Source organism: Thermococcus peptonophilus (assembly GCF_001592435.1).
Taxonomy (GTDB): Archaea; Methanobacteriota_B; Thermococci; order Thermococcales; family Thermococcaceae; genus Thermococcus; species Thermococcus peptonophilus.
In genome coordinates this window covers 1,335,828-1,355,132 of sequence record NZ_CP014750.1, presented here as the reverse complement: position 1 = coordinate 1,355,132, position 19,305 = coordinate 1,335,828, and the positions used below count along the sequence as shown (strand labels likewise).

19 protein-coding genes are annotated in these 19,305 nt (G+C 53.1%); 13 read left to right on the top strand and 6 right to left on the bottom strand.

The window, feature by feature from the left end; translation table 11 throughout:
* Positions 1 to 108 precede the first annotated feature (108 nt).
* From A0127_RS07215 to A0127_RS07180, 8 genes are all read left to right on the top strand, one after another.
* Positions 109 to 1,338 carry a methyl-accepting chemotaxis protein gene (locus A0127_RS07215; RefSeq protein WP_062389849.1) on the top strand — a complete coding sequence of 410 codons (1,230 nt, stop codon included), beginning with the start codon at positions 109 to 111 and terminating at the stop codon, positions 1,336 to 1,338.
* A 13-nt stretch (positions 1,339 to 1,351) separates the two neighbouring features.
* Positions 1,352 to 2,119, top strand: a complete 768-nt coding sequence (locus tag A0127_RS07210; RefSeq protein ID WP_062389846.1) for an oxygen-binding di-iron domain-containing protein — start codon at positions 1,352 to 1,354, stop codon at positions 2,117 to 2,119.
* Positions 2,120 to 2,128: 9 nt separating this feature from the next.
* Positions 2,129 to 2,881, top strand: coding sequence for a methyl-accepting chemotaxis protein (locus A0127_RS07205; RefSeq protein ID WP_054841325.1), 753 nt, complete (start codon positions 2,129 to 2,131; stop codon positions 2,879 to 2,881).
* Positions 2,878 to 4,098 carry an alanyl-tRNA editing protein gene (locus tag A0127_RS07200; protein ID WP_062389842.1) on the top strand — a complete coding sequence of 407 codons (1,221 nt, stop codon included), beginning with the start codon at positions 2,878 to 2,880 and terminating at the stop codon, positions 4,096 to 4,098. The genes A0127_RS07205 and A0127_RS07200 overlap by 4 nt, the downstream gene beginning before the upstream one ends.
* Positions 4,099 to 4,178: 80 nt before the next feature.
* Positions 4,179 to 4,892, top strand: a complete 714-nt coding sequence (locus A0127_RS07195; protein WP_062389839.1) for a DUF257 domain-containing protein — start codon at positions 4,179 to 4,181, stop codon at positions 4,890 to 4,892.
* Complete coding sequence (locus A0127_RS07190; RefSeq protein WP_062389835.1) at positions 4,867 to 5,568, top strand: DUF257 family protein; 702 nt, start codon at positions 4,867 to 4,869, stop codon at positions 5,566 to 5,568. Before A0127_RS07195 ends, A0127_RS07190 begins: the two co-directional genes overlap by 26 nt.
* Positions 5,565 to 5,870 carry a tRNA-binding protein Pbp11 gene (gene pbp11 / locus A0127_RS07185; protein ID WP_062389832.1) on the top strand — a complete coding sequence of 102 codons (306 nt, stop codon included), beginning with the start codon at positions 5,565 to 5,567 and terminating at the stop codon, positions 5,868 to 5,870. The genes A0127_RS07190 and pbp11 overlap by 4 nt, the downstream gene beginning before the upstream one ends.
* Positions 5,871 to 5,880: 10 nt before the next feature.
* Entirely contained in the window at positions 5,881 to 6,726 is an 846-nt protein-coding gene (locus A0127_RS07180; RefSeq protein WP_062389829.1) for a TatD family hydrolase, read from the top strand.
* Positions 6,727 to 6,728: 2 nt separating this feature from the next.
* On the opposite strand, the gene A0127_RS07175 is transcribed toward A0127_RS07180, so the two are convergent.
* The 3 genes from A0127_RS07175 to nuoE are packed head-to-tail and all read right to left on the bottom strand — an operon-like array spanning position 6,729 to position 11,843.
* Positions 6,729 to 9,584 carry an NAD(P)-binding protein gene (locus tag A0127_RS07175; RefSeq protein WP_062389828.1) on the bottom strand — a complete coding sequence of 952 codons (2,856 nt, stop codon included), beginning with the start codon at positions 9,582 to 9,584 and terminating at the stop codon, positions 6,729 to 6,731.
* Positions 9,584 to 11,386, bottom strand: a complete 1,803-nt coding sequence (nuoF, locus tag A0127_RS07170; protein ID WP_062389825.1) for an NADH-quinone oxidoreductase subunit NuoF — start codon at positions 11,384 to 11,386, stop codon at positions 9,584 to 9,586. Before nuoF ends, A0127_RS07175 begins: the two co-directional genes overlap by 1 nt.
* Positions 11,379 to 11,843: an NADH-quinone oxidoreductase subunit NuoE gene (nuoE, locus tag A0127_RS07165; protein WP_062389822.1), complete on the bottom strand. Its 465-nt coding sequence runs from the start codon at positions 11,841 to 11,843 to the stop codon at positions 11,379 to 11,381. The genes nuoF and nuoE overlap by 8 nt, the downstream gene beginning before the upstream one ends.
* Before the next feature lie 167 nt (positions 11,844 to 12,010).
* On the opposite strand from nuoE, the gene shyB reads away from it, so the two are divergent.
* From shyB to shyA, 4 genes are read left to right on the top strand one after another with little or no spacing between them, the layout of a single operon-like run.
* Complete coding sequence (gene shyB / locus A0127_RS07160; protein WP_062389819.1) at positions 12,011 to 13,015, top strand: NAD(P)-dependent hydrogenase/sulfhydrogenase 2 subunit beta; 1,005 nt, start codon at positions 12,011 to 12,013, stop codon at positions 13,013 to 13,015.
* Positions 13,012 to 13,887 (top strand): NAD(P)-dependent hydrogenase/sulfhydrogenase 2 subunit gamma, encoded by an 876-nt coding sequence (gene shyC / locus A0127_RS07155; RefSeq protein WP_062389816.1) that lies wholly within the window; start codon positions 13,012 to 13,014, stop codon positions 13,885 to 13,887. The genes shyB and shyC overlap by 4 nt, the downstream gene beginning before the upstream one ends.
* On the top strand, positions 13,884 to 14,624 hold the full coding sequence (shyD, locus tag A0127_RS07150) for an NAD(P)-dependent hydrogenase/sulfhydrogenase 2 subunit delta (RefSeq protein ID WP_062389813.1): 741 nt from the start codon (positions 13,884 to 13,886) through the stop codon (positions 14,622 to 14,624). The genes shyC and shyD overlap by 4 nt, the downstream gene beginning before the upstream one ends.
* Positions 14,621 to 15,868 (top strand): NAD(P)-dependent hydrogenase/sulfhydrogenase 2 subunit alpha, encoded by a 1,248-nt coding sequence (gene shyA / locus A0127_RS07145; RefSeq protein WP_062389811.1) that lies wholly within the window; start codon positions 14,621 to 14,623, stop codon positions 15,866 to 15,868. Before shyD ends, shyA begins: the two co-directional genes overlap by 4 nt.
* 257 nt (positions 15,869 to 16,125) lie before the next feature.
* Here the strand turns inward: shyA and rtcA are convergent, their stop codons facing one another.
* Positions 16,126 to 17,160: an RNA 3'-terminal phosphate cyclase gene (gene rtcA, locus A0127_RS07140; RefSeq protein WP_062389808.1), complete on the bottom strand. Its 1,035-nt coding sequence runs from the start codon at positions 17,158 to 17,160 to the stop codon at positions 16,126 to 16,128.
* A gap of 88 nt (positions 17,161 to 17,248) precedes the next feature.
* Between rtcA and A0127_RS07135 the strand changes: the two genes are divergently transcribed.
* Positions 17,249 to 17,839: a hypothetical protein gene (locus tag A0127_RS07135; protein WP_062389806.1), complete on the top strand. Its 591-nt coding sequence runs from the start codon at positions 17,249 to 17,251 to the stop codon at positions 17,837 to 17,839.
* On the opposite strand, the gene A0127_RS07130 is transcribed toward A0127_RS07135, so the two are convergent.
* Positions 17,820 to 18,668 (bottom strand): hypothetical protein, encoded by an 849-nt coding sequence (locus A0127_RS07130; protein ID WP_062389803.1) that lies wholly within the window; start codon positions 18,666 to 18,668, stop codon positions 17,820 to 17,822. The genes A0127_RS07135 and A0127_RS07130 overlap by 20 nt on opposite strands.
* Before the next feature lie 28 nt (positions 18,669 to 18,696).
* Complete coding sequence (locus tag A0127_RS07125; protein WP_062389800.1) at positions 18,697 to 19,209, bottom strand: metallophosphoesterase; 513 nt, start codon at positions 19,207 to 19,209, stop codon at positions 18,697 to 18,699.
* Between the last annotated feature and the right edge of the window lie 96 nt (positions 19,210 to 19,305).

The window sequence follows — 19,305 nt, the reverse complement described above, 5'->3', positions numbered from 1 at the left end:
TCCCTGTTTATGTAGGTTCTTATGTAGGCAAACCGCTTAAATATTTCTTTTTCGTCACTAAGATTAAAGATTAGTAAAGAGTGACTCTATTCCTACGTGGTGATTCTTATGGCCAAGACATTGGAGGAGATATACAGCAAGATTGGGCACGAGATCAATCAGATAATAGACGATGTTCACAGAACGCTCCCCATATCAGAGGAGGCCAAGAGAAAGCACGCGGAGGCTATGAAAAGCTACATGAGAGACCTATTCCATAACAGCTTCAACAAGGACGCTCTCCTCAGGGCTGGGAAGGCTCACCTGCTTGACTATGGATTCGACTTCGCCCACTTTGGGAGAGTTCATTACAGGCCCGTCGTTGAGAAGATTCTACCGCTCGTCCTCAAAGAGGCAGATAATCAGGAGCTCATCGTGGAGTTCATGAGGAGACTCGTCAATGGAAACGCCCTGCTCGAAGAGGGGTGGATCCAAGCACTAGTGGAGAAAATCAAGGAGATGGAAAGTCATACAAGCGACATAGACTCATCAATGAAGGAAGTAGTTGAGGCAATCTCCCAGATTTCTCAGGCCTCTCAGGATGTATCCATTAGAACCCAAGAAATCGGGGAGATGATAAGCGAATCACGGAGTAATCTGGAAGAGATAGTGGGAAACGTTGGGAGAATAGTAACCCAGGCAGAGGAGATAAGAGAGAGTCTCAGCCAGACTGTCAGAGAGAGCGAGGAGGAGAGCAAGTCTTTAGGTGCGATAAAGGAGGAGCTTGAGGATCTGAGAGGATACCTCCACAAAATGACATCCACCAACGAGGAGGTTGCGAGAAACGTCGGTGTCATCTCACAGATCGCAAAGCAGACCAATCTGCTGGCTCTCAACGCCGCAATTGAAGCAGCAAGAGCTGGAGAAGCAGGAAGAGGATTTGCAATAGTCGCTGACGAGGTTAGGAAGCTCGCCGAAGACAGCAGACGGTCAGCAGAGAAGATAAAGGAAATGGTTAAAGCATCCCAAAAGATAACGAGGGAGACAGTAGAGATAATAGAGAGAAACATTGACAAGATTCTCCAGGCCGTTGGCTCCTTTGAGAACATAAGCAAGAGTTTGAGCTTCCATTCTGAGGAGGTAACAGAATTCGTTGAGTACCTCAAAGAAGTTTCTGAGTCTATAGATGAGTTCCAGGAGGTTCTTGAAAAGATATCTCATAACATTGAGAGTACCATGGCAGCTATGGAAGAAGAAACATCCTCTGCCGAAGAAATAACGGCCTCTGCCGAAGAGGTGTCGGCACACCTTGAAGAATTAAATAGAAAGATAAAGAAACTCATTGAGTTACTAAGTTGAAGGAGGTGTGTGTATGGGAGAGTACTTCATAGAGCCGGGACTCGACCCTCGGAAAGACCACGTCCTCTATAGGGATGAAGAACACATGGTAGTTTACCTCGGCACCCAAGAAGGAGGAAACGACGTTGACGTCAACAGCTACCTCATAGTCAGCAGAGGGAAGGGCTTCCTCCTCGATCCTGGAGGGTACAAGATATTCTCCAAAGTTCTCGCCAACGCCTCCAAGTACGTTGACCCAAGGAACATAGAGTACGTGTACATCTGCCACCAGGATCCAGACGTTGCCGGCAGTTTGCCCCTGTGGAGGGAGATAAGCAACGCCAAGATAGTTACTCACTGGCTCTGGACAAGGTTTTTGCCACACTTCGGCTTTGAAGACTCCAGGAGTGTAACCCATGAGCTTCCTGATGAGGGTGAGACCCTGAGTTTTGGAGCTACTACGCTGGAGTTCATCCCTGCACATTTCCTCCACAGCCCTGGACACTTCACGGTGTACGACCACAGGAGCAAGTTCCTTTTCACGGGAGACATCGGCATAGCCCTCCTCGACGAGCCATACATAGTCGTTGAAAGCATGGAAAAACACATACAGGCCATGAGACCAATCCACGAGAGGCTCATGGCCAGCAACAGGGCCATAAAGGCATGGCTCAACAGGGTGAGGCATCTAGATGTTGAGGCCATACTGCCACAGCACGGCGCAATAATTCCAAGGAGATACATTCCGAGGTTCTATGACTTCCTTGAGAACCTCAAGTGCGGGGTTGATCTGCTCCGCTGAGGTGGTAGCATGAACATCAAGAGCATCGAGAAAGCCTCGAACGCACTCGCGCTGTCTGTCAGGATAAAGACTTCCAGCAAGGAGTCGAGCAAGATAATCAGCGAACTGGCAGAGGAAATCAGTGGGCAGTTTATGGAGAACAACACGACCATTATAGAGAACATCTCAAAGCTCTCGGAGGTCATGGAACAGCTTGAAACGTTCCAGAGGGATTTTCTCCCGTTTTTCCAGCGCTTTGAAACGTTCGCAAAGGAGTTCAACACTCTGGTGGAGAACCTTGAATACGTCTCCAGGATAAGTGATTCGATAGCAACCGTTGCCAAGCAGACAAACCTCGTTGCCCTAAACGCCTCCATTGAGGCGGCGAGGGCAGGCGACGCAGGAAGGGGCTTTGCTGTGGTGGCAGAAGAGATACGAAAGATGGCCGTCCAGACGATGGAGCTGGCGAAGGAGATAAAGGACTTCAACTCTAGAGTCATGAACCAGCTCGAGACCCTGAGGGACGCACTGGCAGTCATGGACAGGATAAAAGAGGGAACAGAGATACTTGGCAGGGATATCAGCACGATAGTTGAGATAAGCTCTGTTCTCAGCGAGATTTCAAATGAGCAAGAAGAGATTGTAAACGATATAAAGAGGCTCAACGGAATAGCCGTCGCACTCAAAAAGTTCTCCGAGATGCAGGACAGGTACAATAAGGAGCTTGCGTCTCTTCTTAGAACCATGGTTAGCGAATACTCGAAGGAGAGTGATGTGCAATGACTGAAAAGCTGTTTTACAAAGACCCGTACCTTCGCGAAGCCACTGCTAAGGTGGAGAAAGTCGAGCCGGCTGGAAATGGGAGAGTGAAGGTTCTCCTCGACAGAACAATATTCTATCCGGAAGGCGGCGGCCAGCCATCTGACAGGGGGATTATAGTGGGTGGCGGCTTCAGAGTTCTAGTTGAAAAGGTCAGCGGAAAAAAAGAGATCTGGCATGAAGGGAAGTTAGAGGGAAGGCTGCCGGAGGCGGGGGAAGAAGTTAGGCTGATCCTTGACTGGGGATGGAGATACGAGAACATGCGGCAACATACGGGGCAACACATCCTTTCAGCAATAATCAAGGGACTCTACGGGGCCGAGACCACGGGCTTCCAGATCTTTGAGAACTACAACAAGATCGAGATTGATTATTCGGGCGAGCTTACTTGGGAGATGATAAACGAGATAGAGAGAAAGACAAACGAGGCAATCTGGGGAGACCTGCCGGTGGAGATCGAGGAGTACCAGTACCTTCCGGAAGACGTTGTGAGAATCCTGCGAAAGCACGTCAGCAAAGTCCACGACAGGATAAGGATCGTCAAAATCGGAACCGTTGATGCGACACCATGCGGCGGAACCCATGTGAGGAGCACCCGCGAGATCGGCTTCCTCAAAATACTCGGGTTCTATCGGAAGAGCAGGAAGCTGTGGAGGATAGAGTTCGTCGCAGGAAACAGGGCGTTGAGAGCGCTTAACGGCATCTTATCGGACTACTGGGAAGCACTTGACGAGATGCCAAACAAGAACCCGCCGCTCGTTGAGAGGATCAAGGAGCTTAAGGGGACAATAGACAAGCTAGAGGCAGAAAAAGACGAACTCAGAGGGGGTCTCTGGGAATGGAAGGGCAAGTACATCCAGGAGAAGGCCGAGAAGATAGGAGACGTCAAAGTAGCAACCCTGATTGAAGAGGAACCCATGAAAGAGGCCCAGGGCTTTGCGGTGAAGTTCGTTGAAAAGAACCCCGGGACAGTTTTGCTCGTAGCAGGAAAGAACTACGTACTTTTCGCCAGAAACGAGGGTGTAAACGTTTCAATGAGAGAGCTCTTTGAGCGAGTAGCGTCCAAGCTGGGCGGAAAGGGTGGTGGAACCGACAACCTGGCTAGGGGGAAGGTAGATGCAGAGCCAGAAGTAATACTTGAGACCGCCAAGGACGTACTAAAAGAACTGCTGGACACTTAAGCGAGAGAAAGGATATAAGCACCAAACCACCAAATTATGGACAGTCAAATCTCATGACCAACCTAAAAGTGGTGATCACATTGAGCCGGGAAATTCCCAGTGTTGAATTCGTAAACTTCCAGGACATCATTGATATAATACAACCTGGCGAGAGCGTGCTGGTAGAATATAGAACGTCTTATGTGCCGGAATTCACGTTAAAGCTGAGTGCAGATTACACCAGGGAGAACGGGATACCCCTCATAATAGACGATAATTTTGACACCCTATATACTCTAGTTCTCCACCTCAGGCTCATGGGCGTGGAGGTTAACCTTGATCACGCATACGTCGTGAAAACTGGGGGAACCCACGATATCGGAGGAAAAGTCAAATGGATAGAGTTTCATCCAGATCCGAGAGTATACATAAAAAATTACACCAACGCAAGTGCTGAGATTTTGGAAAATGTGAAAACGCCGGCAATAAACCTGGTTCTTGGACTAGAGAACGTTCTGATGATCATGCGCGATTCCAGGGACTTCTACAGGCTTCTACTAAGCCTCCAAAAATACGTTGGAAACAAGAATCGGAAGGCTGTTTACCTGATAAACAGAGACATAGTTGAAAGCATGATGCCCGGCTTCTTCCTCCCCGAACTTGAGAGGGTGGCAACTACAGTTGTTGAAACGAGGCCATACCCTACGGGTGCGATCCTGACGTTTAAAAAGAGCATTAATCCTGTCGTGATAGGCACCACGATTGGAATAGACGTGGGAGGGATCGTTAGTGGAGAAAGAAACTCGCACCTATGATGACCCCCAAATTCCATTTTTTCAGGGCGAAACATTTAAACCGGGCAGTCTTGTTCTTATTGAAAACAGCACCTCCCTAAGTGCAGAACTGAGTTTCTATGCTCTGCTAAAGATATCCCAGAAAAACGGGATCCCACTGATCGTGGAAGACATATTCGACACCCTCCCGATTTATATAAAACATCTTGAACTGATGGGTTTTTACGTTCCACTGGAGAGCATAAACGTTATCAAAGTAGCTGGAATCGATGGCGTTGGGAACGTTGTAGAAAAGCTTTCATTCGAGGCTGATCCCAACCTATACATCCCAAAGAAGGAGATAGTGATTTCCAAGATTGTCGGAGAAAACGCCCATATCCTTCTAATTCTCGGCATGGAAAGGTTGCTCATGTTTCAGCGCAATCTGCGCGACCTATATCCCATAGTGAGGTACTTCAAGGAAAACCTAGACTCCCCCCATAGGGTCACAGCAAACATTATAGAAACGCCCATCCTGAAGAGCATGAATCCAAATCCCCTACCAATGCTCGAGTCTGTCGCCTCTTCGGTTGTAGAGCTCAATATGGAGAATGAGGCAATAAGAGTACGCCCTAAAAAGGCCATTTTCTCATTTACTGTCAACGTTGGTACGTTCAAAGTCAGCCTGGGCGACGTCATTGAGGTGCTGAGGGAATGATACGAATATTCAGGCGAAAAGAGCACAAAGGAGAAGGAATAGCGTCAAGACAGTCCGTTGGAAAGTTCAGAGTCGAGAAAGTACTAAAAGTCGCGTTTAGAGAGGTTTTAATAGGGGAAGTCCTCGAAGGAATAATCTACCCGGGCTACAAGCTCAAGGGGCCGAGCGTTGGGGTTATCCGGGCTATTGAGAGGGAGCACAGGAAGGTTGACTTTGCCGTTACCGGCGACAGAGTGGCCATTATGATGGAAGCCCCAACTAAAGCCAAAGAAGACCAGATCCTTGAAGTTTATCAGTCGTGAGGTGATTGAAATGATAATCTGGGACGACCACTTCCACGTTGACCCCTATCACGGCCTCTTTCTAGAAGCCGTCAAGCAGTTCCACCGGGCGGGGGGGACGCACCTGGTAGTTGTCTACAAGACAGCCCATGACTATGGGCTTCCGGGACTCAAGGCAGAGGACTTCATGAAGGCAATGGACTTTCACGTTGAACTCGTCGAAAAGATAAACAGGGAGACACAGGTTAAAGCCTACGCCGTCGTAGGAGTCCACCCGGCTGAGTTCGACTACCTTGCCAGACAAAAGGGACTTGAGTACGCTAAAAACGAGGTCATGAGGGCCCTGGAATATGCCCAGAAGCTCTGCCTTGAAGGGAAGGCAATAGGCATAGGTGAGATTGGAAGGCCACACTACGAAGTTCCTGAGGAGATCTGGAAAGCGAGCATAGAGCTGATGAAGTACGGGATGAGTCTGGCAAAGGAGGCCGACTGCGCCGTCCAGCTCCACACGGAGAGCTTCGACGAAGAGAAGTTCAGGGAGCTTGGAGGATATGTAAAGGAAGTCGGGATAAAGCCCCACAGGGTCGTCAAGCACTTCTCTCCACCCCTCGTGAAAGTGGCAGAAGAAGTTGGGGTCTTCCCGAGCATCATAGCGAGCAGAAAGAACATCGAAGAGGCCATAAAGCAGGGAAACCGCTTCATGATGGAGACGGACTACATAGACGACAAGAGAAGACCCGGAGCAGTTCTCGGGCCGAAGACGGTTCCCAAGAGGACGAAGGGATTCCTCCAGCAAGGGATATTCACGGAGGAAGACGTCTACAGAATTCACGTCGAAAACCCTAAAAAAGTGTATGGAGTGGAAATAGAAGAGTAAAATCAGGAAAATAGCCCCAGCGGGGAATAGCCCTCCAGGGCCTTCCTCACTTTCAGCTCCATTCCAAGGGCGTTTGTAACCGTCCCCTCCTTGGCAGCCCAGACTCCCGCTGGGAGGATAAGGACATCCCCCTTAAGCTCCTTCTCCGTCCTCCCGACCACTACGTAGGCTTTGCTCTCAGGGATCCCCGTTATTCCAGCCCTGATGAGTCCAGCGGCGTTCACCCCCTCGTGAAGAATTAGAGTCGGGGCTTCGAGAGGCTCGGCGGGTCCTTCGAGTATTGCAACATCGTAGTCCTCCCCGACTATCACCTTGTCCCTTAGCAGAAGCTTGAGGAGCGGGTACTTCTCGGGGTCGGCCTTAAGGAGGACGCGCTTTGCCTTTCTGATGTCCTCTAGGGTCGCCGTCGAGAGCTCTCCCTCAACGGTTGAGCCTATGGAAATGCCGCGTTTTTGGGCGAACTCCTTGAAGAAGGATATCTCCTCGTTAGTCAGCTCTGGCGTAAGGATAAGCGCGTACTCTCTCTCCGCTATGAACTTCTTCGCCTCCTCCCAGCTCACGGGCTTTCCGTTGAGGAGCGGCTGAACTAAGTCCTCGGCCCAGGGCCTGGCGAAGCGGCAGACGTCGCAGAGATGTCCGTTCCAGCTTTTCTCGACGCTCGATGCCCTAACGAGTATGCCGTCGTAGACCTCAATGTTCATCTCGCACGCAAAGGAGCAACCGTTGCAGACGGTTTTGACGGGGGTGGTCTTCCACGGGCCGGGCTTGACGAAGGGGAGCTTCTCGGTTATGGCACCGACGGGACAGATGTCTATCATCTCGCCTATGAAGAGTCCTTCAGCATCCCCGAGGGTGCCCCCAAGGGGTGGGGAGATCATTGTCTTGAAGCCCCTGAACATGTAGTCAACGACGCCCTCCCCTGCAACCTCGTGGGTAAAGCGGACACACTGGCCGCAGAGGACGCACTTGTTGTTGTCAAGAACGACGAAGGGGTGGCTCTCGTCGAGCTCGAACCTGTTCCCCTCCCCCTCGAAGGCGTCCTGCCTAGCGTTGTAGAGCGTGGCATATTCTCTCAACTTACACCTGAAGACCTCCATACAGCCGCAGCTCATACAACGCTTTGCCTCCTCAAGAACCTGCTCTTCCGTCAGGGAAGGCTCGACCTCCTCGAAGTTCCTCCTTCTGACCTCGGGGTCGAGGAGCTCCACCTTTGCCCTTGGCTTTCTCTCAACGCCCTCGTAGTCCTTCTCGGTAACCTTCTTCCAGTGGTTGTAGGGTCTTAGGTCGAAGAGAATCCTGTAGAGGTCTTCATCGTTCAGAACTTCCTCTATGTGCTTCTCTGGCTCAAGCAGAACTTCCCTAGCCTTCTCCAGCTTGCCCTTAAGGTAGAGGTCTATCATTATCGCCGCCTTTCTCCCGGTGGCGATGCTTTCTATGACGGTTGAAGGCCCAAGGACAAGGTCTCCGCCGGCAAAAACACCGGGGAGGTTCGTCTGAAGGGTCACCTCATCGACAACGGCCTTCCCGCGCTTTGCCTTGATGCCGAGATTCTTGAGGAAGTCCTCGTCGCAGTACTGGCCTATCGCCAGGATGACGTTGTCGGCCTTAACGCGGAACTCGGAGCCCTCTATCGGTATCGGCCTCCTCCTTCCGCTCGCGTCCGGCTCCCTGAGGCGCATCTTTATCAGCTCGACCTCCTCAACTTTGCCGTCTCCGAGTATTCTAACCGGGTTCGTGAGGAAGAGGAACTCGACGCCCTCCTCCATTGCCTCCTCCACCTCGCGCTCGTTGGCAGGCATCTCAGCCCTGGAGCGGCGGTAGACGACGGTAACCTTAGCTCCAAGCCTCAAAGCCGTCCTCGCGACGTCCATGGCGGTGTTCCCGCCGCCGACCACTATAACGCGCTCGCCGAGCTTCACTTCCTCGCCCATGTTGACCTTCCGAAGGAACTCTATGCCGTGCATCACTCCCTCAAGCTCTTCCCCGGGAATTCCCATCCTCCTGCTCCTCCAGGCACCGACGCCGAGGAAGACCGCGTCGTACTCTTCGCGGAGCTCCTCAAGGGTAACGTCCCTCCCGAGGGCGGTGTTGGTCTTCACCTCGATGCCAGTGCCGATGACGGTCGCGATGTCCCTGTCGAGGACGTCCCTCGGGAGCCTGTACGGAGGAATGCCGTAGCGCATCATTCCGCCGAGTTCCGGCATGGCCTCAAAGATTGTGACCTCGTGGCCCATAGTGCGAAGGTAGTAGGCGCAAGCCAGACCAGCTGGACCGCCGCCAATGACGGCAATGCGCTTCCCGGTTGAGGGCGGAATTTCCGGCATCCAAGGCCCGTGCTCAAGGTCGTAGTCAGCAGCGAAGCGCTTCAGCTGCCTTATTGCTAGAGGCTCGTCAACGAGGTTTCTCCTGCAGGCCTGCTCACAGAATGCCGGACAGACCCTCCCGAGGACGGCCGGGAGAATGTACTTCTCCTTCATCAGCTTCACGGCCTCGTGGTACTTGCCCATCGCTATCAGCGCGAGGTAGCCCTGAACGTCGCTGTGAGCGGGACACGCGTCCTGGCACGGCCCTATACAGTCGCCGTAGTGGTCGGAGAGGATTAGCTCGAGGGCGGTCTTTCTCATTGAGATAACTTCGTCCGTGAGTGTTTCGACCTTCAGACCTTCCACAGGCTTCAGAGTGCACGATGTCGTTACTCCCCTCGGCGTGCTCACCAGGCAGAGGCGGCAGGAGCCGTAGGGCTCAAGCTCTTCAGTATAGCAGAAGCCGGGGACGTGGGTAACCTCGCGGAGGAACTCTATGAGGGGCTTTCCATCGGGAACCTCCATTTCCTTACCGTTGAGGATAATCTTGACCATCACTCATCCCTCCCGGTGAGGATTTCAATGGCGTTGAACCGGCACACCTCATAGCAGGTACCGCACTTGATGCACGCCTCTTGATCGATGAAGTGAGGCTTGAGTTTCTCGCCGCTGATGGCTTTAGCTGGACAGAAGATGGCGCAGGCAGTGCAGCCTGTGCACTTTTCGGGGTCTATGACATACCTGATGAGCGGCTTGCAGACCTTTGCCGGACAGCGGCCGTTTATGTGCTCGATGTATTCCTCCCTGAAGTAGCGGAGTGTCGTTAGAACCGGGTTTGGAGCCGTCTGCCCGAGCCCACAGAGTGAGCCGGCCTTAACCTGGTAGGCGAGCCTCTCAAGCTTCTCAAGGTCCTCCTCGGTCGCCTCTCCCCTCGTGAACTTGTCGAGGATTTCCCACATCCTCTTGGTGCCGAGACGACAGAAGGTGCACTTTCCACAGGACTCCTTGACCGTGAAGTCGAGGAAGAACTTGGCGACGTCGACCATACAGGTGTCCTCGTCCATGACGACCATTCCGCCGCTGCCCATTATCGCGCCGGTCGCGTTCACGCTCTCGTAGTCAACAGGAGTGTCGAAGAGCTCTTCCGGGATACAGCCGCCCGAGGGGCCTCCAAGCTGAACCGCCTTGATCCTTTTGCCCGTCTTCGTCCCGCCCCCTATCTCGTAGAGTATCTCGCGGAGCGTTATTCCCATGGGCACCTCTACGTTGCCACCGTGCTTTATCTTACCTGAGAGGGCGAAGACTTTCGTCCCCCTGCTCTTCTCCGTCCCAAGGGAGGCGTAGGCCTCCCAGCCGTGCCTTATTATCCAGGGCACGTTCGCCCATGTTTCCACGTTGTTTATGTTCGTCGGCTTGCCCCACAGGCCCTTCTGGGCTGGATAAGGTGGTCTCGGTCTCGGCATTCCGCGCTTACCCTCAATGGAAGCTATAAGTGCCGTCTCCTCACCGCAGACGAACGCCCCAGCCCCCTCCTTTATCTCGATGTCAAAGGAGAACCCAGAACCGAGGATGTTCTCGCCGAGGAAGCCCCTATCCCTCGCCTGCTGGAGCGCTATCTTGAGGCGCCTTATGGCCAGCGGATACTCGGCACGGACGTAGATGAAGCCCTTGGTGGCTCCAATTGCGTAGGCACCGATTATCATCCCCTCGATTACCCTGTGAGGGTCGCCCTCAAGGACGTTCCTGTCCATGAACGCCCCAGGATCGCCTTCGTCGGCGTTGCAGATGACGTACTTCTCGTCTCCAGGGGCCTCGCGGGTGAACTTCCACTTCAGGCCGGTCGGGAAGCCAGCACCACCCCTACCCCTCAGACCGGATTTGGTGATTATTTCGATTATCTCCTCGGGCTTCATATTGAGGGCCTTTTTGAGAGCCTCGTATCCTCCAACGGCAATGTACTCGTCTATGTTCTCGGGATCAATGTAGCCACTGTTTTCGAGGACGATCTTCTTCTGCTTGGTGAAGTAGCCATCAACGTCCCACGTCTTCCTCTCGCCGTTCTCCCACCAGTCGCGCTTGACTATCCACTCCTCTACGGGCCTCCCGTTGATGACGTGCTCCTCTATGATCCTCGGGACTTTCTTTGGGTCAACGTGGCCGTAGGTTATGATTTCGTCTTCGGTGATTATGTCCACGAGGGGCTCGCGGTAGCACATGCCGACGCAGCCGACTATCTTGAGCTTGACGTCTAGCCCCCTCTCCTCAAGTTCTCGCTTTATAGCCTCGTAGGTCTCCTTTGCCCCAGCAGCTATTCCGCAGGAGTTCATGCCGACCGCAATGGCCTTGATATCAGACATCGAGCTTCCCCTCCCTGAGCTTTCTGATGAGCTTCCTAGCCTTCTCCGGATTGAGCTTGCCGAAGACCTTCTCGTTGATCATGATGACAGGAGCGAGACTGCAGCAGCCGAGGCAGGCAACGCGCTCAAGCGTGACGAGACCATCTTTCGTGGTCTGCCCCTCATCGATTCCAAGCTCCTCCTTCAGGGCCTGTGCTATGCTGACGGCACCGTTGACGTGGCACGCTGTCCCGTGGCACACCTTCACAACGTACTTCCCGAGCGGCTCGAAGCGGAACTGGGCGTAGAAGGTGGCAACGCCGTAAACCCTGCTGAGCGGAATTCCAAGATAGTTTGCAATTTCCTCCAGGACTTCCCGAGAGAGGTAGCCAAAGCGCTCCTGCGTCCTCTGGAGAAGGGGAATGAGCGAGCTCGGCTCGGGTGGGTAAGAGCGGATGTAATCTAAGCCAGCCCCCATTTTTCTCACCCATTAATTACATGTTAGAGAAATCTGCGTGGTGATGTTTATAAAAGTGCACTAAAGTACAAGTTTGCAACATCTGGTTTAAAACCATTTGTTTGAAAAACCCTTAAATCATTTCTTTACAAATATCAAGTATAGAGGCCCACATGGCGGTGATATCGTTGAGATACATAAAGTTATCTTCCAAAAATTTTGAGAGATTTTTCAAAGCTCTTGGGATATGGGGCAAGGTGTACGGGCCGGTCAAAAAGGGGGATATCTATTCTTTTCAGGAGGTTCAAAGGCTCGAAGAGATTGTCCTCGACTACAACAGAACCATGCTACCCCCAAAGAAGTTCTTCGTAAGACCTAAAGACACAATCCTCCGGCTTAAAAACGGTAAGTGGGAGAACGATGTCGAGGAGGGGGGTTTCGTCCTCTTCGGCCTCCACTCCTGCGACATCCACGGGCTCAAGATACTCGACAAGGTCTACCTTGAGGAGCCAGTTGACCCGTACTATAAGGCGAGGCGCGAGAGCGCTTTTATCGTCGGGATAAGCTGCATACCGGATGAGTACTGCTTCTGCAGGAGCCTCGGGACGGACTTCGCCATGGACGGCTTCGATCTCTTCCTCCATGAGCTTCCAGACGGCTGGCTGGTAAGGGTGGGGAGCGTAAAGGGCCATGAACTTGTCTGGAAGAACGAGGAGCTGTTCGATGAGGTTACAGACGAGGACATCCAGCACTTCAGGGAGTTCGAGGAGAGGAGGGCCAGGTCTTTCAAGAGAAAGCTCAGCAAAGAGGGGCTTGCCGACATGCTCGACCTGGCTTACAGCAGCCCTGTGTGGAAAAAATATGCCGATATATGCCTCGCCTGCGGCAACTGCAACATGGTTTGCCCGACGTGCCGATGCTACGAGGTGTGCGATAAGTGGATCAACGCCTACGAAGCTGTGAGGGAAAGGCGCTACGACTCGTGCTTCATGGAGAACCACGGGCTTGTGGCGGGTGGTCACAACTTCAGGCCCACTCGTTTAGACCGCTTCAGGCACCGCTACTACTGCAAGAGCTACTTTGACCCCTCAGCGGGCTTCAACTGCGTAGGCTGCGGGAGGTGTGACGAGTTCTGCCCAGCTGGAATAGAGCACGTTAAGGTTCTTGATGAGGTAAGGGGGTCCCTGCAATGAGCGAAAATCCCTACATCTCCTACGACGCCCGCATTCTGGAAGTCAAGGACATGACACCGAGAGAAAAGCTATTCACGCTCCGCTTCGTTGACCCGGAGGTTGGGGAGAACTTCAGCTTTAAACCCGGCCAGTTCGTCATCGTCGATGTTAGGGGCTTCGGCGAGTTCCCGATAAGCCTCTGCTCCTCGCCAACGAGGAAGGGATACATCCAGCTCTGCATAAGAAAGGTAGGCAGGATGACGAAGTACGTCCATAAAATGCAGGAGGGGAAAATAGTCGGCATCCGCGGACCTTACGGTAACGGCTTCCCGATGGAAAAGATGGAGGGCTCGAACTTCCTCCTTGTTGCTGGTGGCCTGGGAATGGCACCTTTGAGATCAGTCCTCTGGTATGCTATAGACACCGGAAAGTACGATCACATATGGCTCTTCTACGGAACTAAGGCTTACGAAGACCTGCTTTTCCGAGATGAGATAGTCCACCTCCTGAAGCATGGAGAGGCAATGAACTGCTCGGTTAAGCTCGCTTATGAAATAGAGAGCCCATCCTGCATCTACCTTGAGAGGGGATTCTCCGACAGGGTCTGCAAGGGTGTAGTCACAGACCTATTCAAGGGAGAGGAGTTCGACGTGGAGAACACCTATGCCCTCATCTGCGGCCCGCCGGTGATGTACAAGTTCGTCATCAGGGAGCTGTCCAACAGGAGACTTTCACCCGGAAGGATCTACATGACACTTGAAAGAAGAATGCGCTGCGGAATCGGGAAATGCGGTCACTGCATCGTAGGAACGAGCACGTCAATCAAGTACGTCTGCAAGGCCGGACCAGTCTTCACATACTGGGATGCCCTCTCCACAAGGGGGTTGATATGATGGGAAAGCTTAAGCTGGGTGTTTTTGAACTTACGGACTGCGGGGGCTGTGCGCTCAACGTCCTATTTCTCTACGAGAAGTTCTTTGACCTCTTGGAGTTCTACGAGATAGGAGAGTTCCACATGGCAAGCAACTTGCACGAGAAGGATCACTACGACGTCGCACTTGTTACCGGTACGGTTTCAACTCACAGAGATCTCAAAGTGCTCAGGGAAGCGAGGAACCGCTCAAACTACCTCATAGCCCTCGGAACCTGCGCCACACACGGCAACGTGCAGGGGAGCATTGAAATGCCAATCAGGGAGAAGCTGAAGGCAGTTTACGGCGACGAAGGCAATCCGATGAGGGCAATAGACTCGAAGCCGGTCGTAGAGCACGTGGCCGTTGATCTTGCAATCCCCGGCTGTCCCTACAACAAGGAAGAGCTCTACCAGGCCCTCATGGACATGGCGAAGGGCATAGACCCGGTTCGTCCGGACTATCCTGTTTGCGTCGAGTGCAAGCTCAACGAGTACGAGTGCGTTCTAGTAAAGAAGGGCCTCCCCTGCCTCGGTCCGATTACACTCGGCGGCTGCAACGCGATCTGCATAAAGTCCGGTCTCGGCTGTATCGGCTGCAGGGGGCCTCTCCCGGGAGAGGTCAACCCTGCGAGCGAGTACGAGATCCTCAAGAGCAAGGGCTATGATGACGAGTACATCGTTAGGAAGTTCAAGACCTTCGCGAGGTGGGAACCATGATAATCGAGCTCAGGGAGTTCACTCGTGTAGAAGGCAACGGGAAAGCGGAGATAGTCATCGAAAACGGGGAGGTTAAAGACGTCCGCCTCAAGATAGTCGAAGGACCGCGTTTCTTTGAGCTGCTGACCCTCGGGAGGCACTATTACGATGTACCAGACCTTGAGGCTAGGATATGCGCAATATGCTATTTGGCTCACAGCGTCGCATCGGTCATGGGGATAGAACGAGCCTTCGGCGTCGAAGTCCCCGGAGAGATTCAGCTGTTGAGGGAGCTGGGCCTCATAGGAGAGCTCCTCGAGAGCCACGCCTTGCACCTGTATCTGCTCGTCGCCCCCGACGTCTTTAGATATCCAGACGCAATAAGGATGGCAACAAAACACGGCGAGCTCGTTAAGGAAGGAATAGCACTCAAAGCCTTCGGGAACAGATTGAGGGAGCTGATAGGCGGGAGGGAAATACACGGAATAAACGTCAAGCCCGGAGGTTTTGGAAGGTATCCTACAACCGAAGAGCTTGAGAGGATTGAGCGGGAGAGCGAGGTCCTGTTGAGGTTCGCTAAAAGGACTGTAAGACTCTTCGCCTCGCTTGAGCCCTACGGCGAGAGGGCTGGACACTTCTTAGCTACGGACGGATACCTATGGGGGGAGAGGTTAATCGCCGAGGGCAAGGAGCCCTTTCACTACACAGAAAGGATAGAGGAGCACTCCCTCGTCTACAGCTTCGCCAAGCAGAGCCGCTACAACGGAGAGCCTTTCCTCGTGGGTGCTCTCGCGAGGCTCCTGCTAAAAGGCGAGCAGTTAACGCCCGAGGCGAAGAGGCTTTTCGAGGAGCACAGGGAGAAGCTCGAGACGGGCTACGTGAGCTACAACAACCTCGCGCAGGCGATTGAGCTTGTTTATGCCCTCGAAAGGGCTGGAGAGATAGCAAAGACCCTTCTCGATAAGGGCATCTCCAGTGAAAACGTCTCCGTGGAGCCGAAGGAGGGAGAGGGGATAGGATACGTCGAAGCACCGAGGGGAGTCCTGGTACACCACTACCGGATAGATTCGAGCGGAAAGATAGCCTACTCAAACATCATAACGCCCACAGCAATGAACCATGCGATGATAGAGAAGAGCCTTCTCAGAGAAGCCAAAGTCCTCTACGGCAATGTTGATGAGATGGAGATGGTGCAGAGGCTGGAAGAGACGGTGAGGGCCTTCGACCCGTGCATCTCCTGCTCTGTCCACATTGTGAAGCTTTAGGGTTTATTTTTTTCCAAAATTATTCTTTTGGGCAAATTGGACCAGCCGAGGGGCCAAGAGGTTCCTCAAAGGCTTAGCGAGGAATTAAGCCCTCATCACCCAGTACTTCTCCTTCTCACTCCCTTCGCCTTAGCTCTTCAAAGCATTTTCTGGCAACGTCATAGAAGCCGCTGTCGTGGAGGACTATCCCATCCTTCATGGCATCGGGGATAGAAAGAGGAAAGCTCTTCCGAGGAATTAATAGTTATCCCACACATTCAAACCTCCACTCTCCTCACAACCCTCACCGTTCCAGGCCTTCCAATCTCCCCCTCCACCTCAAAGACCTTCCCGAAAAACTTCTCTACCACCCAGACGTTCGTGACGAGATGGTTCGTTATCTCGCTGACCCCAACTTCACCGCCGGTAAAGGCCAGGAACGGTATGAGTTGGTCGCCGAGGAACCTGTCCGCGGCCATTCCGGTCTTCAACGCCTCGATGAGCTCATCGGCCGCCTCTCTGCCAACTACTTCAGCTGGCTTCCCCTTCTTACCGAGGGCGTCTCCACCGAGCCTGAGCTTATCTGTCTCTGCCCAGACCACTATCCCGCTCCCCGGGCCGAGAGAGCGAGAAACCTCGGTCTCTATCTCAACCGGCGCGCTGTAAACCTCACCCAGCCTCTCCTTAGCGGCTTTAGCCTGCCTCTCGGCGACGTGGGCCGGAAGGTTGGTTGCGTGGCTCATTCCAGCAAAGCGCTCTATTCTTCCCCATCTTAGAGCTTTCAGGGGTTTTCTCTCCTCCCACGGCTCAACCTCACCGACGACCAGTCCGCCACCTTTGGGGTAATGGCCGCGCCTCTTTATCTCAAGCTCGACCTTTAAGCCCATCCTCTCAAGGGCATAAAAGGTAACGTGCTTGAGGTAATCAACCGGCGGACTCCAGGGGACGTCAGTTCCCCCAGTTACCTCAAAGCTACTCCCAACGAAGGCCATCGCCGGGAGGAGCGCCTGGAGGACGAGGGTGATGCTCCCAGCGGTCTTTACTGGAACCCGTATGTGCTTCGGTTCCGGCCTTCCAGGGATGAACTCCAGCCTGGTCGAGCCCACGCTTGCCCCTTTAACCCTCGCGTCGCTCAGCTCCTTCAGCGCAAGAACCGCGTGTAGGTGCTGGGGCCTTAAGCCGGGATTCGGTCTGTTGGCGCGGATGTTGTAAATCCTGACCGGCCTGCCCGTGATTACAGAGAGGGCGACGCTCGTCCTGAGTATTTGGCCACCACCCTCACCATAGGAGCCGTCTATCTCAACCCACCCCATCCTCTCACCAGAGAGATGTTGAGAACTAGTCCTAAAAACATGACGAAAGTGTTTTCAGTGAAAAGTCCCACCTTTCAATGGTGGGAAAATGGACGAGCTTGAGTTCTGCCTGAAGAGCATAAGCTATCCCCTCGGCATGCTCCTAGAAGGAAAAGAACGCAAAACTGAGGATGCCGTTAGAGTTTCAAGAGAAACCATAACCCTTCCAGAAGTTCCGTTTGGGGCCCTCTGCTACTTAACAGGTCTTGCCCTCTTCGATTCACTCGAACTGGTTGACAAGAAAAGGCTAGCTGAGGACTACGACAGGCTGGAGGTCTTTAAAAAGAAGCTCCTCGCCTCAAAGCTTGGAGAGAACCTAAAGCCCTACCTTACAAACCCGGGCCTCCTCATTTCCCCGCTTGAGAGGCTCTCCTTCGACTGGCTTGAGTTCCAGAGGAGGAAGGAGAAAGTTGAGTCCTATCTTAAGAGGTTGAGAGAGCTAATCCAGGAAAGCAGGAGCAGGAATGAGTACCTCGATAGGGCTTCGTTCGTGGAGGAACTGACAGTTGATGAGGGACTCCTTTTAGGTTATTTGGCAGAGAGCGAGAAGGAGCGCGAGCTGATAAACTCTGCACTCGGAAAGCATAACCCGGACTACCGGGAAATGGCGAAGAGATACTTCAAAGCCCTTCGAGGTTGAGTCTAACTGCAATCTTGAGGGCCTTCTCCCTGTCCACTTTCCACTTCTCCACGATCGCCTCGACAAGGCTCACAAGCGCTCTAACGTTCCTGAGGTTGAGCTTTTCTGGGGGATAGGAGGAGAAAAGCGAAGGATCAACGTCAATCCCGAGCCTCGAAGAGAGTTCCGCCGCGAACTCCTCAACCGTGAGCGGAGGCAACCTCACGACGACCGCAAAGTCGAGAAAGGTGTATTTCCTCGCGTCCTTGGTCTCGACTACAACCGGAGAATTCCTCTCCTCGGCGAGAAGCTCGGCGACTTTCTCAACGGGCGGTTCTCTGAGAAAGAGAGCGTTTTCGGGTAGAAAATCTGAAATATCCCTGCCAGAAAGGTTCTCCACGAGAACATCGACCCCAAGGGAGAGAACTTCCTCGGGCTCGGGAAGGCTCTCAGTTTCCTCTTTTTGTGATAATCTATCAACCTCTTTTCCAGCGATTGAGGAGTACAGGCTCTCACTGACGAGGGTTATCTGGTAAAGCGTTTCAACACCGTCCAAGTAGAGGACACCGTTGGAGAGGAGCCTCAGGCCTAGCCTGGCAAGTGCAGAGCTCAGTGATACCTCGCTTCTCGTCGTTATCACCCTTCTGTCGCCAACGGGTTCGGTTCCACGGCTCACCAGCCGGTAGTCGGTAGGAAAAAGGCCCTTTGCGTTGAAGAACTCCTCAAGGACCTGCTTGGCCCTCTCCTCGCTGACGGCATAAATCCTGACAAACTCAACGTTGTCCCTCTCGTCCACACCTATGAGGACGACTGCATCCCGCCGCTCCTTTGGAAGGAGTATGTCCTCCATCTTCACCGCCTTCGGGAAAATTGGAAGATTAAAGGCTCATCGCCCCAAGAAGCTCCCCGGTGTCAAGGTTTATTATCTGGACTTCCCTCTTCCTTGTGTCAAGAAGGGCAACGCTTTTCACCCCAGTTACGTAGCCGCAGACCTCTCCAGGGTTCACAAGGACGGTTCTCCCGACTTCCTGTATCTCGTAGTGGTGGGTGTGACCTACAACGACAACATCGTAAAGCCTGCTGTGGGCGAGGGCCCTGACAAGGACTTCGTTTGTACCGTGCGTTACGGCTATTTTCATTCCATCCGCTTCAAGCTCTATCAGCTCGTCGTATATTCCAAGGGCTTCGTATAGACCCTTTCTCTCACCGTCATTGTTGCCGAAGACACCTTTGAGCGGCGCCTTAAGCTTCTTAAGTTCCCCGGCAACGAAAGGCGCAACGTAGTCGCCCGCGTGTATAACCAGGTCAACGTTCCTCTCGTTGAAGAACTCAACCGCCTTCCTTATGGCCGGCAGGTTGTCGTGAGTGTCGCTCATAATCCCGATCAACATCTCTGACTCACCTGGAGTAATTTAGGGAGAGGGCTTATAGGGTTATCGTGAACTGGTCTGATACCATGATCAAAAGTGACCATCAATCCTGCTCAT

Bases quoted from the DNA above. Each gene is read 5' to 3' on its own strand.
- A0127_RS07215 (WP_062389849.1), top strand. From the start codon at position 109: ATGGCCAAGACATTGGAGGAGATATACAGCAAGATTGGGCACGAGATC.
- A0127_RS07210 (WP_062389846.1), top strand. From the start codon at position 1,352: ATGGGAGAGTACTTCATAGAGCCGGGACTCGACCCTCGGAAAGACCAC.
- A0127_RS07205 (WP_054841325.1), top strand. From the start codon at position 2,129: ATGAACATCAAGAGCATCGAGAAAGCCTCGAACGCACTCGCGCTGTCT.
- A0127_RS07200 (WP_062389842.1), top strand. From the start codon at position 2,878: ATGACTGAAAAGCTGTTTTACAAAGACCCGTACCTTCGCGAAGCCACT.
- pbp11 (WP_062389832.1), top strand. From the start codon at position 5,565: ATGATACGAATATTCAGGCGAAAAGAGCACAAAGGAGAAGGAATAGCG.
- A0127_RS07180 (WP_062389829.1), top strand. From the start codon at position 5,881: ATGATAATCTGGGACGACCACTTCCACGTTGACCCCTATCACGGCCTC.
- A0127_RS07175 (WP_062389828.1), bottom strand. From the start codon at position 9,584: ATGGTCAAGATTATCCTCAACGGTAAGGAAATGGAGGTTCCCGATGGA.
- nuoF (WP_062389825.1), bottom strand. From the start codon at position 11,386: ATGTCTGATATCAAGGCCATTGCGGTCGGCATGAACTCCTGCGGAATA.
- nuoE (WP_062389822.1), bottom strand. From the start codon at position 11,843: ATGGGGGCTGGCTTAGATTACATCCGCTCTTACCCACCCGAGCCGAGC.
- shyC (WP_062389816.1), top strand. From the start codon at position 13,012: ATGAGCGAAAATCCCTACATCTCCTACGACGCCCGCATTCTGGAAGTC.
- shyD (WP_062389813.1), top strand. From the start codon at position 13,884: ATGATGGGAAAGCTTAAGCTGGGTGTTTTTGAACTTACGGACTGCGGG.
- shyA (WP_062389811.1), top strand. From the start codon at position 14,621: ATGATAATCGAGCTCAGGGAGTTCACTCGTGTAGAAGGCAACGGGAAA.
- rtcA (WP_062389808.1), bottom strand. From the start codon at position 17,160: ATGGGGTGGGTTGAGATAGACGGCTCCTATGGTGAGGGTGGTGGCCAA.
- A0127_RS07135 (WP_062389806.1), top strand. From the start codon at position 17,249: ATGGACGAGCTTGAGTTCTGCCTGAAGAGCATAAGCTATCCCCTCGGC.
- A0127_RS07130 (WP_062389803.1), bottom strand. From the start codon at position 18,668: ATGGAGGACATACTCCTTCCAAAGGAGCGGCGGGATGCAGTCGTCCTC.
- A0127_RS07125 (WP_062389800.1), bottom strand. From the start codon at position 19,209: ATGTTGATCGGGATTATGAGCGACACTCACGACAACCTGCCGGCCATA.